This is a genomic window from Caldimicrobium sp. SLHALR3 (genome assembly GCF_058692735.1).
In genome coordinates, this window is sequence record NZ_CP182484.1 from 1,114,123 (window position 1) to 1,132,066 (window position 17,944).

Here is a 17,944-nt window from a genome sequence, read left to right on the forward strand (position 1 = left end):
ATTGTTGAAAAAAATAAAGGATAACCTAAAATTTATAAAAAATTTGAAGTTTCAAAATAGGTAATAATTTAAAGAATTAAAAGTGGTAATGTTTAGGTTTCACAATTTTGAAAAATTTTTAGAAAATAAAAATTATAATAAAGATTTTTTTATTTCAGGAGTAAATCCAGCGTTTTTATCTTATTTTTTATCTTTTTACTTAGGTGTATTACAGGATATTTTTGTTTTGGCTATCTTTCCTGAAGAAAAACAGGCTTCTGAATTTGTTTCAGCCTTAAGAGTATTTTCTTCTCAAAAAGCTGAACTTTATCCTACTTCAGATATTCCTCCATTTTCTGAAGTATATGCTTTTGAAGAAGAAGAGCTGGATAGAATAAAAATTCTTTGGGAGCTTCCTGAAATTAAGGTTTTAGCTGGAGGAATAGAAGCCTTTTTAAGAAAGTATATTCCAAGAAAGGAACTTAAAAAGGCTTATCATTATCTTCTTTCCGGTGAAAAAATTGATAGAGATAGCTTTTTAAAAAGACTTTTAGATCTTGGATATGAAAGAGTAGGAACTGTAAGGGAGAGGGGAACTTTTACAGTAAAAGGAGGAGTTATAGATCTTTGGTCTCCAAACTATGAATTTCCTGTGAGAATTGAGTTTTTTGGGAACGAAATCACAGCGCTTAAATTTTTCGATCCTGCAACTCAAAAGAGTTTTTCCCATATTGAAGAACTTATCATACTTCCTTGTAGAGAAATATTTTTTCCTGAAAATACAGAACACATTTACAAAAATCTTTTTAAATTAAAAGAAAAGATTCCTGAGCCTTTATTTGTAGAAATTCTTAATCAAATAGAAAATAGATATATTTTTGAAAAGAAAGACCTTTTGATGTCCATTTTTTACGAAAAACTGAATCCTATATGGGATAACTTAGAAAAAGAGGTTTTAGTGATTTTATATGAACCAGAGATTATAGAAAGAAATGCAGAAAGTTTTTGGGACAGAGTTTATTTAAATGCTTTGAAAGCAAAGGAAAAAAAGAGGTTATTCTTTGATGAGGAATTTTTGTATTTATCTGTAGAGGAATTTAAAGATTCAATTCAAAAATTTAGAAAATTGATTGTAAAGGAGATTCCCTTTGAAATTAAAAATGATGGGCTTTCTTTTTCTCTTTCCCAAAAAGAGATAGAAGAGATTAAAGGCATTAATAAAGTAGAACAAGCTTTTAAACTTCTCAAAAAATCTTTGGAAGAAGGAGAAAAAATAATTCTTGTGGTGTCTGATGAAAGGACTGAAAAAACTATTTTAGAGGGACTTAGATTTAGAGGATGGGAGGATTTTAAAAATCTTGAAATTAGAAAAGGGACTTTAAAAAGGGGATTTTACTTACCTCAGTGGTCTATATGGGTGACTTCAGAATATGAACTTTTTGGGAAAATTTCGTTAAAAAAAGAGTTTTCACAAAGAGCTATTAGTAAAGCCAAAAGCTATTTCAGAAAATTTGAAGATTTAAAGCCAGGAGATTTTGTTGTCCATAAATACAATGGAATAGGAAAATACTTAGGATTAACCTTTTTAAAAGTTGATGGAATTGAGGGAGAGTTTTTACAGATTGAATACGACGGAGGAGATAAACTTTATCTACCTGTTTCTCGTCTAAACGAGCTTTATCCTTATGTTGGAATAGAGGAGAAAGAACCTAAACTTGATAAACTCGGCAAAAAGACTTTTATCAATCGTAAGAAAAAAATAGAACAGGAATTAAAAGAAGTTGTGCAAGAACTGCTTTCTCTTTATGCAGAAAGAAAAGCAATAAAGAGTTATGCTCTTAAATTTCCTGCACTTGCTTATCAGGAATTTTCCTCCACTTTCCCTTATGAAGAAACACCTGATCAGCAAATTGCCATTGAAGAAATAATTAACGATCTTTGCAGTGAAAAGCCTATGGAAAGGCTTTTAGTGGGAGATGTAGGATTTGGGAAAACAGAGGTGGCTTTAAGAGCTATATTTCTTGTTGCTTACTCAGGAAAACAGGTTGCTTTCTTGGTTCCAACCACCATCCTTGCAGAACAGCATTATAGAAACTTTAAAACCCGTTTAGAGCCTTTTAATATAAAAGTAGGAATTCTTTCAAGACTAAGACCCCTAAAGGAACAAAGGGAAACCCTAAAAAAACTTGCAGAGGGTGAAATAAAAGTAATTATAGGAACTCACAGATTGCTCTCTTCAGATGTAGTTTTTAAAGATTTAGGACTTCTCGTGATAGATGAAGAACACAGATTTGGTGTAAAACAGAAGGAAAAAATAAAACAACTCAAAAAGAGTGTAAAAGTTCTTTCTCTTTCTGCTACACCTATTCCGAGAAGTCTTCAGTTAAGTCTTCTAAATATTTTTGACCTTTCTGTTATTGAAAGTCCACCTCCTGGAAGGAAACCCATAAAAACTATTCTTGCCAAATTTGAACCCGAAATCATCAAAAATGCTATAGAAAAAGAGTTAGAAAGAGGAGGGCAGGTATTTTTTGTCAATCCAAGAATTAGAGGACTAAGTTCTTTAGCTAACTATCTTAAGAAACTCGTTCCACAGGCAAGAATAGAAATCATTCACGGACAGATGCCAGCAGAACTTATAGAAAAAAATATGTACAAATTTTTGAACAAAGAAATAGATGTGCTTGTTTGCACACCTATAATAGGAAGTGGTATAGATATTCCTTCTGCTAATACTATTATAATAAATAGAGCAGATATGTTTGGTCTTGCAGATATTTACCAGCTAAGGGGAAGGGTAGGAAGGTCTGATGAACTTGCCTATGCCTATCTTTTGGTTCCTACATTAAAAGGATTAACTGAAGAAGCTCAAAAAAGACTTAAGGCTTTGCTCAAATTTACAGAACTCGGTTCAGGCTTTAAGCTGGCTTTGAGTGATTTAAAAATACGCGGAGCTGGAGAGCTTTTAGGTATTCGTCAATCAGGACATATTAACACCGTGGGATATGAACTGTATTTAGAACTTCTTGAAAACACAATAAGGGCACTTAAAGGAGAAGAGATAGAAGATTGGGAACCAGAAGTTAACATAAAAGTGCCAGCCTATATTCCTCCAAATTACATTCCAGAACCAGAGGAAAGATTAAGCCTTTATAGAGAGCTTGTTTTGATTAGAGACGAAGAAGAACTTAAAGAATTTTATGAATTAATAAAAGATAAATACGGGACCTTACCAGAACCTGTAGAAAATTTAGTTAAAATTTTTCTCTTAAAACTTTACATGAAAAGCCTTAAACTTCCATTAATAGAAGCTAAAGGAGACAATCTAATTTTTGTTGTCAAAGCTAAAGAAGCTTTTATAAAGTTTAAAAAAACATTAAGTAGATTTAAATTTAACTTTCATTTAAAAGATGAAAAAAATTTTGCCAAAATTGTTATAAAAACGAAAGAAAATCTCCTTGATTTTGCAATTAATATTTGCCAAACATTACTTAGCTAAATCTTTTAATATTTCCTCTAATTTTTGCCATATTTCAGGCTTAAAAGTTAATAGGAATGCCATGTGTAGGAAAGTTTTGTTTCCCTCAATGCGATGATTTCTTAGATGACAAAGAAGTCCTGACTTTATGCTTCCATTTTGAGAAGAAATTTCAAATTTAGTATATAATAAGTGGGTATTTTCTGGAATCTGAATAATGGGCATAGCTTTTACACAAAGCCCACTACTACTTATATCTACAAGTTCACCCTGTATGTGATATTTGTTTATAACCTTTTTAAATTCTTCATTAAGCTGATTCTTTTCATCAAAGATAAGATCGTAAAATTCTAAATCCTTTAATTCTGAAACATTTTCCAAAGAAAAATTTGTATTTCTAACTAAGTAATAATTTTTTTGAAGAAAGTTAAAAAATAAACTGTGGGGAATATAAGATACAAAAGCAGGAATAGGAGTTTTTAAAATCAGTCTTTTATCATGCCTTGGGCTAAGAATTTTTAGCTTATAACCTTCTGGCAGAATCTCCTCTACTACTGTTTGAAAGATAAATCTAATTTCCTCGTTATAAGGAAGTATAATAAGGATAAGTTCTCCTTTTGTAAATTCGGGCAAATCCTGAGTTTTTTCAAGAATAATTTCTTTTTCATTTAAAACCTTTAACGAATCTTTAATGATATTTTGTTTATGAAAGACTATAGCATTTTTTAAGGTTCTATCTAAATCAACTCTTAAGGGAATAGGAAGATACTTAAGCGAAGCAAGTTGTACATTTCTACTTAATACCGAAATTTTTATTTTACTTGAAAGCTCAATTTTCTCCATAACTTAAAACTTTATAAAATCAGCTTTTCTAAATTTGTATACCTGAGATGTAGAAGGGTTGGACCTTTTCCTTCAAAAAGTACTTTAATTTTTTCTGGACCTAATATTTCTGTAACCTCTCCCACACCAAAATGGGGGTGTTTTACTATGTCTCCCACCTTAAATTTTTTGCCGTTATCTGAGAGTGATTCCTCATTTTCTTCTTTGTAATATTCAAATAAAGAGGAAGGGATTTCTCTTAAAAAACGGGAAAGTTTGGCAAGGGTTTTCCCCTCTCCCGGTATGTAAACAGTCATAGGAGCAACGAGAAACAGATTTTCTCTTGCTCTGGTAACTGCTACATAAAAGAGCCTTCTTTCTTCCTCAAGTTCTTCTTCATTGTTAACGCTATAAATTGAGGGAAATCTTCCTTCTATGAGGGATATGATAAAAACAGTATGCCATTCCAATCCCTTTGCAGAATGCACAGTTGAAAGAGTGAGATATTCCTCATCTTTAACTGTATTATTTTCTATATCTGTAATATCTGTAATTTCTAAGGGTTCAAGTATTAAATCACTGAGAAATTCTTCAAGAGAGTTGTATTTTTCAGAAAGAGCTATAATTCCTTCTATATCCTTTTCTCGCTTAAAATAATCTTCATAATAAACTCTTTCAAAAATGGGTTTATAAAAGTCCCATAAAACTAAAAGAATTTCAAAAGGAGCTTTTTTGCTATTCCAGAGATCTTTTAAAAGAAAGCTCAGTTCTTTAAATTCATTAAAAGGGAACTGAAAAGCGAGTTTTTCCAAAGTTTGTTTAATATTTAAAGGATTTTGTTTCAAATAATTGATGATTTTTTCTGTGCTCTTTGGTCCTATTCCTTCTAAAAGTAAAAGAACTCTGTGCCAGGAAAGAAAATCCTGAGGATTGCTTACAATTTTTAAAAAGGAAACAAAATCTTTTACATGGGCAGATTCTAAAAGTTTTAAACCACCATATTTTACAAAGGGTATTCCCCTTTTTGTTAATTCAACTTCAAGATCAAAGGAATGATAGGCAGACCTGAAAAGAACTGCCATCTGAGAAAGTTTAATTCCCTTTTCTCTTAATTCCAAAATTCTATCTACTACAAATTTACTTGATTCTGTTTCATCTTTGGCTTTAAACAAAACGGGTTTTCTACCATCTTTTTTTAGAGTAAAAAGGTTTTTGGTATACTTTATTTTGGAATTTGAAATAATGGCATTTGCAAGGTCTAAAATAAACTGAGTACTTCTGTAATTTTGTTCTAATTTTATAATTTTTGTATCAGGAAAAAGTTTGGGAAATTCGAAGATATTTCTGTAGTTTGCTCCTCTAAATCCGTATATGCTCTGAGAATCATCACCTACAACCATCACATTTTTGTGAGTTTCTCCCATGTATTTTATTATTTCTCCCTGCAAAGTGTTTGTATCCTGATACTCGTCAACCATGATAAACTTAAATCTTTCTCCCACTTCTTTTCTTACTTGAGGAAATTTTCTTAAAATTTCAAGCCAGTTTAACAAAAGGTCGTCATAATCCATTAACTGATGTTCTTTTTTGTAGTTCACATACTCAATAAAGAGTCTTTCTATCTCATGATAATGGTCAAGAAACTGGGGATATTCAGAAGATAAAATTTCTTCAAGACCTCTTTGTTGATTTATCATTTTGCTATAGATATTGGCAAGGGTATCTTTTCTTGGGAATCTCTTTTTTCTTTCAGCCAGTCCAAGACTGTTTCTAAGTAAGTTTATAAGGTCTTCTGTGTCGCTTCTGTCAAGAATGGTAAAACTTGGTTTATAGCCTAACAAGTATCCGTAGAATCTGAGCATATATTGACAGAGTGAATGAAATGTTCCACCCATAATTTTGTCACAATCCATTTTAAGAAGACATCCTGCCCTTTCAATCATCTCCCTTGAGGCTTTTCGAGTAAAGGTAAGAAGGAGAATTTTTTCTGGCGGAACTCCTTGAGCAACAAGATAAGCCATTCTGCAGGTTATGGTTTTTGTCTTTCCAGACCCTGCTCCTGCAATAACTAAAAGAGGACCAAAAACAGTTCTAACAGCTTCAGCTTGTGCTGGATTAAGTTCTTTAAGAAAATCCAAGTTTTTCATATTTTATAAATTATAAACTTTTAACTCCAATCCTACAAGTAGGACGACCCAGATTCTCATTTTGCAAACCCCTTGAATAAAATTAAGAAAGATGTTAATTTTTAAAAATAAATACTAAAGGAGGAAAATCTTAATGGCTGAAGAGATAAAAAGTACCTTAGAAATAGCTCTTGAGAAAGCAGAAAAAATTGGAAAAGCTTCAAAAGAAGAATTAGAACTTCTTCAAATAAAAGAAGAGGCTCAAAAGCTTTCAGCTAAATTTTTAAGAAATGAACTTCCCAATTTTGAAGAAAGGTTAGCAGAATTTTTAAAAAATAAAAATTCTCAACAAAAAAAAGCTATCTATCAGAGTATGGTGGATGTATTTTTAAAAAACATAGTTCTTCCAAAGTATGAATATCAGATGGACGATATTAAGAAGGCTATTGAAGGATTAAAAAAGGTTTTTAAAAAAGTTCCAGAAATTTCCAAAATTTGTCAACAATTAGAAACACTCGTAAGAGAGTATTTAAAGCACAAAGAGGCAATTTACAATGAGCTTTTAAGAAGATTTAATGCAGGTGTTGAGGCTTTAGAAAGAGCTTTATCAGATCAATTGGGAGCTGAGGTTAAAGTAAATGTGGAAGAACATCCACAGTTTAAGGATGAGTGGAACAAAATAAAAGAAAAACTTGACGAAGAATATGGGAAACAGCTTGAATATTTTAAAAATCTTTTTAAGAAGATAATTTCTTAAAGATGTCTGAATTTCCCTCAAAACTTTTGTTATACCCTCAGAGCCTTATTTTTCCTGAGAAAGCAATAAAAGTTTTCTCTTTAATTTCTAATCTCGTTGTTTTAAAACTTCCTAAAACTTTAAATATTACGAAAGAGATTTATCAAGATAGTGTTTTACCTTGGCAAGAAAAGATAATATTTTTAGAGTTAAAAGATGAGGTAAAAATAAATTGGGATCAAATTGACAAAGAAGTTGATCTTATTGAAGAGTGGGGATTTAATTTTAGAACCCCTGAAAATCTTAAATATTTCAGTCAATTTAAAGAAACCCTTGAAGAATCCTTAGAGGGATTGTTTCCATCTTTTAACGAAAAAGAAAAAGAGGAAAAATCTAAGGAAGAGTTTAAAGTCAGAAGAGCTTTAATTCTTCTTTCTCTTGCTGAAAAGCTTGATTTCAGGCTATACGAAGTTGAAAAATCCTTAAAGGAGATGGAAAAAAAATACAATCAATTTTTTGAAGAAAAAATAATAGGAGAGGATGAGACTTTTGAAAGGATATTTCATATTGAAAATCCTCTGGGAGGCTATTTATCAAAGGAATTGCCCAATCTCAAACTAAGGGTTTCTGCATGGAAGATAATTGGAAAATATCTAAACTGGGAATCAGTCCATCCTCTGAATAATCTTTTAATTACAGAAAAGGAACTTTTAGAGGACTGGAAGGATAGATTTTCCTTTGAAAAGAAAAGAGAAGAAGATAAGGCAGAATTTTACAGCTTTAAAGCCTCTATTTTTGACCTTATCGGAATATCCATTATAAATTCTTTAAAAACCTATTCCTCTGAAACAGGGGTGCTTTTTTTAAGCCCTTAATGGCGGAACTCTATTTCATAATCACGGCATTTTTAATCTTTCTTTCAATGATATTCTCTGCAAGTGAAGTAAGTATCTTTTCTCTTTCAAGAATAGAAATTGCCTCTCTCAGAAGTTTAGGAGTATCAGAAAAGTATTTACATATGCTAAGAAATCCCGAGGAGCTTTTAATCGTTCTTATAGCAGGACACGAAATAGTTGATTATTTTGCAAGTTTTTGTATTTCCAAAGGATTTACTATTTTATTTTCTGAAGAAGGAAGAACAACTGCTTTTATAGTCTTTGCTATAATTGGCTTCTGGATAGGAGATTTTTTTCCAAAAGTTGTAGGGTTTAAATTAAAAAGCTTAATAATTACTAAAGTTTTTTACCTGAATTATTTATTTTACAAACTCTTTTATCCTGTAAGAAAGCTTTATACTTCCATTTACTCAGCCCTTGAAAAAAAATTCCCCTATACCCCGATTTATCCCCACACCTTTTCTCCTGCAGAACAGATAATACTTTACATGCTGGACGAAGCTTACAAACAGAAAAGAATAACCGAAAAAGAAAAAAAGTTTATTCATGGTTTATTTCTTTCTGAAAAAATTCCTGTTTCAGCTATTTTAACTTCTCGTTCAGAAATAGTTGCTTTTAAAGACCAAATTATAACCTTAGAATTTTTAGAAAGGTTAAAGCAACTTCCTTATAACAAGTTTCCAGTTTATAAAGAAAACCTTGATGATGTTATAGGGATTCTTTATGCAAAGGATTTAATTAAAGATTTTTCTCCTGAAATTTTAAATGTTAAAAAACTTTCTGAATTTGTAAGACCAGCCTATTTTATTCCTGAGACCTTTACGGTAAGAGATTTACTTTTTGAGTTTCAAAAAAGACAGATAAAAATAGCTTTGGTAATTGACGAATACGGCGTTTTGAAAGGATTGGTTACCTTAGAAGATGTGCTTGAGGAACTTTTTGGTGAAATTTACGAAGAAAAGGAAGCTAAAATTGAGCCTATACAAAAGATAGAGGATAAAAAATGGCTGGTTAGTGGAAAAGTTCTTTTAGAAGAACTAAAAAGTTTATTAGGAATGGAAATAGTTGAAGAAGAATTTCAAGATATAAAGACTTTAAGCGGGTTTCTTCTCGTTTTGTTTAAAGAAATTCCTAAGGAAGGAGAAAGCATAGAATATGGAGAGTTTAAATTTACTGTTAGAAAAATTAAGGGAAGAAAGATTATTTGGGTGGAAATAGAAAAACATGCTTGAAGCTTTAATTTCTTTCTTAATTTTTCTTTCAGGGGAAGCCTTTTTTGCCTGCAGTGAAATCGCTTTTATTTCTGCAGAAAGGATTCTTATAGAAGGTTTAGCTAAAAAAAACATAGGGGCAAAACTTTACCTTAAATTTTGGGAAAACCCTGAACGTTTATTCACTACAACTCTTATGGGAATTGCTCTCTGTATAGCAGGAAACGGTATATTCACTACCTATTTTTTAATAAAAAGTCTAAAAACCTGGGGGATTTTAATTTCTTCTACCTTTTTGCCTCTTTCTATGATCTTTTTTGGTCAGATAATTCCCAAAACCATAGGGAAAAAATTTTCTTATCCTTTGGTTCTTTACTTAATGCCATTTCTTTACATAATTTCTTTTATATTTTTTCCTGTAATTTTTCTGAATACAAAACTTGCTAATAAAATTCTCAAGTCAAAAGAGGAAGAAAATCCCTTTTTCTTAACCAAGTTTAGAGAAATACTTTTGACTTTCGTTCATTATGAAGAAGAAATTGATTTTAAAGAAAAAGAACTTATGCGCAAAATTGTAGAGTTTGCCAAAAAAAGGGTTTCTCAAATAATGATCCCTTTAACTCAGGTAAAAGCATTACCTATAACAGCAACTGTAAAAGATGCTATAGAATTCAGCAAAAAATACAACTTTTCTTATATTCCTCTTTATGAAGAAGGCATTAATAACATAAAGGCAATGGTAAAGGTTCAACACCTTGTGGGAAAAGTTCTTCTTCAGCCAGAAAGACCAATTAAAGAATTTAGTTTTAGACCCATTTTTGTCCCGGAAGTAGCTTTTGCCCACGAAATTCTCTCCCAGCTTCAGAAAAGTGGAATAGAAATAGCTGTGGTAGTAGATGAGTATGGCTCTACCACCGGAATTATTACCATAGAAGATCTTATAGAAGAGGTTTTAGGAGAATTTAGAGACGCGCTCGATTACTATGTTCCTGAGTATCAAAAAATCAGCGAAAATCTGTATAAATTCAAAGGATACATAGAGATAGAAAAACTACAATCCCTTGGAATACCCATTCCTTCAGGAGATTACGAAACCCTCAATGGATTTATCTACTTTATAACAGGCAAAATACCAAAAGAAGGAGAAAAAATTTATTACAAAAATTTAGAAATAGAAGTTGTAAAAGCTACCCCAAGAAAAGTAGAAGAAGTAATAATAAGAATTAAAAAGTAATTTCTACTTTGGAAAAATCTTTCAAAAAAGATGTTTCATCTAATAGGGGTTTGAAATCTTGTGAAATTGAAATAGTTTTTATTTTCCACCTTAGCTGAAAAACCTCAGAACTTATCATTCCTTCCTTTTTCTCCTCCGAAAAGGAATATTCAAAGGAAGTTTTTAAAAAATCCCATCTTAAGGTTTTTTCCTTTAGTCCCATAAAATAAAGGGGAATGTTTTTTAATTCGGGATGTTTTTGAAAAGTTACGAGATAATGCTTTTTGCTGTAAAAGTCAAAAATTTCAATAAGATTAAACGAAGAAATTTCCCATTTTCCATATCCCAAGGTAGTGTTTAAAGGTGATTTAAATCTTAAAAAAAGAAAGTCTTCACTTGCTTGAAAATCTGCATAACCACTGAAAATTTGGGTTTGATTATTGGTAAAAAATTTCACTTCTAACCATAAATTTCCGAAATAAACTCTTTTCGCAGGGGCTTTTCTTAGAATAAGCGATTTATAACAGCATCCGAAAACGAAATAAAGAAAAAGAAAAAAAACGAACTTATTTAGAATTTGGGCAGTTTTTGATTTTCTTTTCAATTCTTTCTTTATCCCTTTTATGGATAACTGCTTTTAAAGCTCTTTGATATAACTCACAGGCTTTATTTTTGTCTCCTTTTTTATAGTAGGCATCTGCAAGATGTTCAATTATAACTGCTTCGTCTTCAGATAGCTTATTTACTGCCTTCTCTAAGTATTGTATGGCTAAGTCTAAATTATCTTTTTTGTAATATAACCAGCCCACGCTATCAAGTATGTAGGGATCTAAGGGACGAATTTGCAAAGCCTTAAGAAGTAACTTTTCAGCCTCATCAAGATTTTTATTAAGTTCAACATAGCTATATCCTACGAAATTTAATACATAAGGATCTTTTGGGTACCTTTTTAAAAGCGGTTCAACAAGAGAAAGAACTTTTTTGTAATCCTCTAAGCAGGCATAACTTGAAGCCAAGGTTAAAATCATATCAAGATCTTCTGGATAGGCTCTTATTCCCTCCTCTGCATACTCTAATCCCTTTTCACAAAGATCAAGAAGTTCAAAGGAATTTGTTAAAAAAATGTAATAATTTTTATCCTTAGGGTATTTTTGAGAAAAGTCCTCTAAATACTTTATAGCTTCCTCTTTTTTTCTTTGCCTCAATATGTTTACTATTCTTCTTGAGGCTTCATAATTCCATTCGTTATCAGACAAAAGTTTTTCATAAATCTTTATGGCTTCATCCATCTTATTTTGTTTTTCTAAGGAATATCCCAAAAAGAAAATAAGTTCAGGAGTGTGTTTGTTTTTTTCCAAATATTCCTTTAATACCCTTTCAGATTTTTCCCAATTAGCTTTTTCAATATAAAAACTTAGCAGAAGCTTAATAAAATCTTCATCTTCAGGATATTTTGTTACATAGGACTTAAGCAAATTTTCAATTTCTTCAACCTCAGAGTTTTCATCTAAAAATTTGAGCACCTCTATTAAAAGGGCTTTGTTTTCCGGAAAAAGATTTAGTGCCTTCAAATAAGCTTCCTTTGCTTCTTCTATCTTTTTTTGTTCCTTTAAAATACGAGCTTTTAAAAGCCAAGCTATATAATTGTTTTCGTTGATTTTTAAAAGTTTGTTTAGATTTATTATTGCTGAATTCCAGTCTTTTTGATCAAGATAGATATTGATAAGAAGGGTAAGAAAGACTTCGTCTTCAGGGAAAAATTCTATATATTTTTCAAGAATAGAGGCTGCTCTCAGCGGTCTATTTTCTAAAAGGTATATTTTAGCTAAAAAGAGATTGAATTCTCTGTCTTTTGGATACCTTTTTAGAAGGTTTTTAGAAAGCTCCTCAGCCTTTTCTAACTTTCCGTTTTCAAGATAAAAAGAAATCAAAGTTTTTTTAAGATAAAGACTTTCTTTATCAAACTTTATAGCTTTTTTGAGAAACTTTTCTGCTACTGGAGGATCTTTTTCGTTCATGGCAAGAAGATAGTAATAATAAGCCTGGGTTTTATCTCCAGCAAAGGAATTAAGGAAGGCTAAAAAAAGAAAAGCTGAAATTAAAAGGCTAATCCTTATAGGGTAGGGCAAGCGGATAGTAGTATGCATCTGGCAATCTCTCCTCGAGAAATTTTTTAAGTTTTTTAATTATTTTTTCTTCTATTTGTCTTACTCTTTCTTTAGAAATTCCCAGTTTTTGAGAGAGTTCCTGAAGGGTTTTGGGTTCTTCTGCAAGAAGTCTCTCGTAAAAAATAACATAATCTTTTCCTGTAAGTGTTTGAGCAAATTCTTTAAGAAGGCGTTTGAAATTATTTAAAACTTCTTCTCTTGCGTAAGATTCTTCAGGGGTTGGTCTTTCGTCTTTCAAAAAACTTGCTAAGGTATCCTCTGAATCGTGAGATATGGGAGCTTCTAAACTAAGGTCTTGAGAAAACATTCTACTTTCCATTTCTTCAACTTCCTTTTCCTTAACTCCAAGTCTTTTAGCTATTTCAGCAGGAGTGGGCTCAAAGCCGAGAGCAGAAAGTCTTTCTTTTTCCTTTCTTAGCTTATAAAAAAGTTTTCTTTGAGCCTGAGTAGTTCCCATTTTCACAAGTTTCCAGTTATCCATAATGTATTTTAGAATATAAGCTTTGATCCAGAAAGAGGCATAATAGGAAAATTTAACTCCTTTATAGGGATCAAATTTTTTAACTGCTTGCAGAAGTCCAAGATTTCCTTCCTGTATGAGGTCTAAAAAGTTGTGTGCCCAGAATTTTTGAAATTCAAGGGCTATTTTTACCACAAGTCTTAAGTTTGAAACTACAAGTTTATAAGCAAGACGAGGATCCTTAGTTTCATAATAAGCCCTTGCAATAGCCTCTTCCTCCTCTCTTGAAAGCACAGGATACTTGCTTATTTCCTGCAAATACTTTTGGAGGGGATCAAATTTAGCAGGAACTTGTTCTTCAAAGTTTTCTACACTTACAGGAAGATAGGAAAGTTCCTCAAATTCAGAGGGGTCTATAAGAGCTGGCTTTTCACTGCTCTCAAGGTTTTTCATAATAAAATATTTTATCACATAATTATTTTATTCCTACTATTTTGTGAAGTTGAACCTGAAACCTTAATGGTTTTTTAGTTTCAATAATCCAATTTGCTAAGGTTTTAGCTTCTAAAAAGGGATACGCAGGTGAAAGAAAAACCTGAGTATAATAAAAAAGCTGAAACTTTTCTACTATGTTTAAAGCGAAGTCAAAATCATTTTTATCCTTTATAACAAATTTCACAGCATCTCTTTGGGTTAAAAACTTAAAGTTTTCGTAAAGATTAAATTTTTCCATATTTGAGGAAGGAGTCTTTATGTCCATAACTTTTATTATCTCTTTTGGAACTCTTTTTAAGCTTATACTTCCGTTTGTTTCTAAAACCACAGTGCAATTAAGCTCTAAAAAAGTATCCATAAGTTCGTAAACAGCATTTTGCAAAAGAGGTTCTCCTCCAGTAACAGTTATAAAGGGAATAGAGCTAAAATTTTTTTTCCAGAAAGAAACAATCTCAGAGGTATCCATTTCTTTGTAGGGATTTTTTCCTTTTGCATAAGGGGTATCACACCAGGAACATTCTAAATTACATCCAAAAAGCCTTATAAATAAAGTTGGATAACCTACCAAGGGTCCTTCTCCTTGGATGCTAAAAAATATTTCAGAAATTTTTAGTACAGACACTTTGAAAGTTAATCTTCGTAGTATGTTGCTGAAGCCTTTTCTGTTTCGTAAACGGTAACTTCTTTTACCTTTACATTTGGGTAATTTGAGAGTTTTTCTTTTATTCTTTTAAAAATGTATTCTGCAAGTCTTTCAGAGGAGGGATTGACATCTTTGAAATAGGGTAGCTCATTTAACAGTCTGTGATCAAGTTCGGAAAGGACCTCTTTAAGGTAATTTTTGAGAATTTTAAAGTCTATGAGTATGTCAGAGTTGTTTAGTCTGGAGCCTTCAACAACGAGTTCAACTTTCCAGTTGTGTCCGTGCAGTTTTTCGCAGAGACCTTCGTAATTTCTGAGATAGTGTGCAGAAGAAAAGTGGTCTTCTACTCTGAGTTTAAACATAAAAAGAAAGGCGGCGCGGGGATTCGAACCCCGGATTCACGGCTTTGCAGGCCGTCGCCTTACCGCTTGGCTACGCCGCCAAGTTTTTAAATCTTGTGGCGGCGGAGGGACTCGAACCCCCAACCCTGTGGATATGAGCCACATGCTCTAACCAATTGAGCTACGCCGCCACCTTAAAAGCTAAAAATAAGTATAAAAACTAATTTTGTCTTGTCAAGAGGTATCTACCCTTAAATGTGTTTTAAGAAGTGTGCAAAAATTAATTAAAGTTTTTTAAAAATTAACCGATATTAAATACAAAAAAGAAAAAAAACAAAAAGGGGGTGTGAGAAATGGCAGTAAAAATTAACTTCAACGAAGCAGCAGCCCAAACCCACACCGCGCTCATCAGAAATGAGCGCGCAATGAACAAGAGCCTTTTAAGGCTCTCAACAGGTGTTAGAATTTTGAGTGCCGCTGATGATTCTGCAGGTCTTTTCATTGCAGACATGCTTGGGACAGTGGCTAAAGCTTATGACCAAGGTAACCGCAACATCCAGACCGGAATCTCAGCCCTTCAGATTGCTGAAGCAAGTGCTGGCCAAATCTATGACAAACTTCAGGAAATCTATGTGAGAGCTCAGAATGCCGCAAACGACATCAATGACCCTACCGCAAGAGCCGCTCTCCAGCAGGAAATCAGAAACTTTGTGGATGCTATTCAGAAGATTGGAACGGATACCGAGTATAACGGAATCAAGCTCCTTGATGGAACTTTCAATAACAAGTACATTCACTATGGAGCAAGGCTTGATCAGGTTGTCTATATAAGCATTGCTGATGTTAGAGCCCAGAGCCTTGGTGCCCATATGGTAGTGGCTGGAGGAAGTGCAACTTCCGGGGCTGGTGGTATATCAACTTTATCTGCTCAAGTTCTCTCTTCTTCTACTACCATGACAGTAGGCGGAAGGGTAATTGAGGCAACAATAAAAAATGGTAATAACTACATCTATGATGCTGGGTATGTGGCTGAGCAGATTAATAGTGGCCTTGCAGACATTGGATTTAAAGCTAAAGCTGTAAATGTGAGTATTGCCAACCCTTATACTGCTATTGCCGATGTAAGTGATACTGCAACTCTTAAGTTCTATGTGGGAGATAAAAGCTTTTCATTTGATGTTGATACCACTGTCACCCTTGACCAATTGGTTGAGCAAATTAACAGAGCTGCTGCTACAGCTGGTGCAGACCTTACGGCCTCAACCAATGCAGGAAGACTCGTCCTTACCTCATCCAAAGGTTATACCATTGGAGTGGAGGTCAATCTGAAAAATGATAGTAGCGCTACCATTAATCTTGATCAATTAATTCAGGGAGTTGATGCACAATCTGGCCAGACTGGCGCTGCCATTAAGGTGGGTGAGCTCTACATTGCCAATGAGCGTGAGTTTACCTTAGATGGATTTGATAAAAATGCCTTTGGTACTCCTACAGTTGGTTCCGATACTGGTTCTGAATTCAAAAATCTCTATGCCCTTGATGTAACCACCAATCAAGGTGCAGAGATAGCCATGCTTGCCACAGAAATTGCCTTAAGAAGGGTTGATTCCATAAGGGCTCAGATTGGTGCTACCATGAACAACCTCCAGTCCATCTTTGATTCCCAGAAGGTGGCTTACGACAATACCAAGGAGGCTGAATCCGTTATCAGAAACACCGACTATGCCAAAGAGATGGCGGAATTCACCACCTACCAGATCCGTATGCAAGCAACCATGGCTATGCTTGCTCAGGCAAATACTTTACCTCAGCTCGTCCTTCAACTTTTGAGATAATTTTTTCGGATAACCTGAATAAATAAAGGGAGGTGGGAGTCAGTATCCCACCTCCCTTATTATTTTAATTTTGTTTCCAGCTTCTTAACTGTTTTCTCCAAAACTTCTACATATACTTCTTTTATTCTTTTAAAAATCTCTTCGGCAGATTTTTCTTCGTAAATATGAGAACTTAAATTTCTATCCTCAAGCATATCCAAAAACACTTCGTCGTCTTCTATAAGTCCCTGTCTAAAAGCTTCTTTTATACAACTTCTTGGACTGTAACATTCAATACCGAGATAAGAAAGTATAACTTTTAAAGTTTTCCAGAAAAGTTCAAAGGTATATTCAAACCTCTGAATTACACCATCTTTTTCAAGCTGAGTTTCAGCCTGTAAAACACCATCCTTTAAGGTATCAAAAGCCTTTTTTAATTTATTAAGACTAAAAATTAGTTCTATTTTTTTCATAAATGAGCCTCCCTGTGTTTTTTACCATCTTTTTAAACTCCTCATCCACTTTTTCAAGAAAAACTATATCCACAAAAAAAGGCCAGCTTATAGTTTCAATTTTTTCTTTGAGTTTTCTTAGTTCTCTTAAACTAAGAACTGGAGCCCCCTCTATAGCTAAGTCTATATCTGAATAAGGAGCTGATTTTCCTTTTGCCCTTGATCCAAAAAGAATTATCCTTTCAGGATTAAGTTCTTCTTTCAAAAGTTCAACAAGTTTTGCCAGAACTTTTTCAACTTTTTCTTTTTGAATTTCTCTTTGAGTTGTCATTCCTTTTGCTTTTGATATAATCAAAAGTTAATTTTAATTACAAATTTTACAAAATCAAATTTTTTTAAAAAGGAGGCTATGTAATCATGCTTGCACCTTTTAAGGCTTTTAAAAACCCAGAAATACTTGATGTTGAAAAACACAAAAATCTTAAAATCAAAAAACCTCTTGATTACTTTTTTGCTGAGAAGGTAGAAGTTGTTCCTCTTACCTTTTCAGAGCTTTTGCCAGTTTCTATGTATTATCCTGTGATGTTTGCCTCATTTCAAGAAGAGCTTTTTCCCTTTGCAGTTATAGGAATTGAGGGGGTAAATGTTTACTTAAATGAGGAGGGGTCTTTCAAAGTGGATGTTATTCCAAGGGCTCTTATAACCTATCCCTTTGGGGTGATAAGGCAGGTTGAAGGAGAAAGAACTGACTGGCTCGTTCTCGTTGACCTTGCAATGGCCTCTGAAGAAGGAGAGCCTCTTTTTGAAGAGGATGGTTCTGACTCCCCCTTTTTAAAAAGTGTAAAAACTGAGCTTTCTAACCTTGCCCTTGATTTCCAGAAGGTCTATGAATTTACCAAAACCCTGATAGAACACCAGTGTCTTAAACCCATTGACTTTGAAGTGAAGTGCAAGTATGGAAGAGCCTTTTTCAGAAATGTCTACATCGGAAACATTGACACTTTAGCCAAGCTCCAACCTGAAAAGCTCTACTTTCTTAAATGCCTCGGGGTATTTGCCAATTATATATTCTATATACCTAAGTGTGCGTAATTTTAAGTTATTTGATTT

The 17,944-nt window shown here is 32.9% G+C and carries 16 protein-coding genes and 2 tRNA genes; 7 read left to right on the top strand and 11 right to left on the bottom strand.

Annotated features, from left to right (window positions below):
• Positions 1-88: 88 nt before the first annotated feature.
• A complete protein-coding gene (gene mfd, locus ACLGLP_RS05950) occupies positions 89-3,478 on the top strand; it encodes a transcription-repair coupling factor (RefSeq protein ID WP_492112364.1) in 3,390 nt (1,129 codons plus the stop codon).
• Here mfd and ACLGLP_RS05955 read toward each other — a convergent pair.
• Together ACLGLP_RS05955 and ACLGLP_RS05960 are read right to left on the bottom strand one after the other, a co-directional pair.
• On the bottom strand, positions 3,467-4,300 hold the full coding sequence (locus ACLGLP_RS05955; RefSeq protein ID WP_492112365.1) for a hypothetical protein: 834 nt from the start codon (positions 4,298-4,300) through the stop codon (positions 3,467-3,469). The two genes, mfd and ACLGLP_RS05955, sit on opposite strands and share 12 nt — an antisense overlap.
• Positions 4,301-4,311: 11 nt before the next feature.
• Positions 4,312-6,426 (bottom strand): ATP-dependent helicase, encoded by a 2,115-nt coding sequence (locus ACLGLP_RS05960; protein WP_492112366.1) that lies wholly within the window; start codon positions 6,424-6,426, stop codon positions 4,312-4,314.
• A 133-nt stretch (positions 6,427-6,559) separates the two neighbouring features.
• On the opposite strand from ACLGLP_RS05960, the gene ACLGLP_RS05965 reads away from it, so the two are divergent.
• Genes ACLGLP_RS05965 through ACLGLP_RS05980 form a run of 4 tightly spaced genes read left to right on the top strand, consistent with a single transcriptional unit; the run spans position 6,560 to position 10,482 of the window.
• Positions 6,560-7,162, top strand: coding sequence for a DUF6657 family protein (locus ACLGLP_RS05965; RefSeq protein WP_492112367.1), 603 nt, complete (start codon positions 6,560-6,562; stop codon positions 7,160-7,162).
• A gap of 2 nt (positions 7,163-7,164) precedes the next feature.
• Positions 7,165-8,016: a hypothetical protein gene (locus tag ACLGLP_RS05970; protein ID WP_492112368.1), complete on the top strand. Its 852-nt coding sequence runs from the start codon at positions 7,165-7,167 to the stop codon at positions 8,014-8,016.
• Entirely contained in the window at positions 8,016-9,269 is a 1,254-nt protein-coding gene (locus tag ACLGLP_RS05975) for a hemolysin family protein (protein ID WP_492112369.1), read from the top strand. Before ACLGLP_RS05970 ends, ACLGLP_RS05975 begins: the two co-directional genes overlap by 1 nt.
• Complete coding sequence (locus ACLGLP_RS05980) at positions 9,262-10,482, top strand: hemolysin family protein (RefSeq protein WP_492112370.1); 1,221 nt, start codon at positions 9,262-9,264, stop codon at positions 10,480-10,482. Before ACLGLP_RS05975 ends, ACLGLP_RS05980 begins: the two co-directional genes overlap by 8 nt.
• Here ACLGLP_RS05980 and ACLGLP_RS05985 read toward each other — a convergent pair.
• The 7 genes from ACLGLP_RS05985 to ACLGLP_RS06015 form a co-directional block, all read right to left on the bottom strand.
• Positions 10,472-10,918 carry a hypothetical protein gene (locus ACLGLP_RS05985; RefSeq protein ID WP_492112371.1) on the bottom strand — a complete coding sequence of 149 codons (447 nt, stop codon included), beginning with the start codon at positions 10,916-10,918 and terminating at the stop codon, positions 10,472-10,474. The two genes, ACLGLP_RS05980 and ACLGLP_RS05985, sit on opposite strands and share 11 nt — an antisense overlap.
• 109 nt (positions 10,919-11,027) lie before the next feature.
• The gene (locus ACLGLP_RS05990) at positions 11,028-12,608 is read right to left on the bottom strand and encodes a tetratricopeptide repeat protein (RefSeq protein ID WP_492112372.1); all 1,581 of its coding nucleotides are present in this window, start codon (positions 12,606-12,608) and stop codon (positions 11,028-11,030) included.
• Positions 12,568-13,542, bottom strand: coding sequence for a sigma-70 family RNA polymerase sigma factor (locus ACLGLP_RS05995; protein WP_492112373.1), 975 nt, complete (start codon positions 13,540-13,542; stop codon positions 12,568-12,570). Before ACLGLP_RS05995 ends, ACLGLP_RS05990 begins: the two co-directional genes overlap by 41 nt.
• A 22-nt stretch (positions 13,543-13,564) precedes the next feature.
• Positions 13,565-14,206, bottom strand: coding sequence for a 7-carboxy-7-deazaguanine synthase QueE (locus tag ACLGLP_RS06000; protein ID WP_492112374.1), 642 nt, complete (start codon positions 14,204-14,206; stop codon positions 13,565-13,567).
• Positions 14,207-14,214: 8 nt separating this feature from the next.
• The gene (gene queD / locus ACLGLP_RS06005) at positions 14,215-14,589 is read right to left on the bottom strand and encodes a 6-carboxytetrahydropterin synthase QueD (protein ID WP_492112375.1); all 375 of its coding nucleotides are present in this window, start codon (positions 14,587-14,589) and stop codon (positions 14,215-14,217) included.
• A gap of 8 nt (positions 14,590-14,597) precedes the next feature.
• A tRNA-Cys gene (locus tag ACLGLP_RS06010) sits at positions 14,598-14,669 on the bottom strand.
• A gap of 16 nt (positions 14,670-14,685) precedes the next feature.
• Positions 14,686-14,759 (bottom strand) — tRNA-Met (locus tag ACLGLP_RS06015).
• A gap of 162 nt (positions 14,760-14,921) precedes the next feature.
• On the opposite strand from ACLGLP_RS06015, the gene ACLGLP_RS06020 reads away from it, so the two are divergent.
• On the top strand, positions 14,922-16,403 hold the full coding sequence (locus tag ACLGLP_RS06020; protein WP_492112376.1) for a flagellin N-terminal helical domain-containing protein: 1,482 nt from the start codon (positions 14,922-14,924) through the stop codon (positions 16,401-16,403).
• A 59-nt stretch (positions 16,404-16,462) separates the two neighbouring features.
• On the opposite strand, the gene ACLGLP_RS06025 is transcribed toward ACLGLP_RS06020, so the two are convergent.
• Complete coding sequence (locus tag ACLGLP_RS06025; protein WP_492112377.1) at positions 16,463-16,855, bottom strand: nucleotidyltransferase substrate binding protein; 393 nt, start codon at positions 16,853-16,855, stop codon at positions 16,463-16,465.
• Positions 16,830-17,165 (bottom strand): nucleotidyltransferase family protein, encoded by a 336-nt coding sequence (locus tag ACLGLP_RS06030; RefSeq protein WP_492112378.1) that lies wholly within the window; start codon positions 17,163-17,165, stop codon positions 16,830-16,832. The genes ACLGLP_RS06025 and ACLGLP_RS06030 overlap by 26 nt, the downstream gene beginning before the upstream one ends.
• Before the next feature lie 86 nt (positions 17,166-17,251).
• On the opposite strand from ACLGLP_RS06030, the gene ACLGLP_RS06035 reads away from it, so the two are divergent.
• Positions 17,252-17,926: a SapC family protein gene (locus ACLGLP_RS06035; protein WP_492112379.1), complete on the top strand. Its 675-nt coding sequence runs from the start codon at positions 17,252-17,254 to the stop codon at positions 17,924-17,926.
• Positions 17,927-17,944 lie beyond the last annotated feature (18 nt).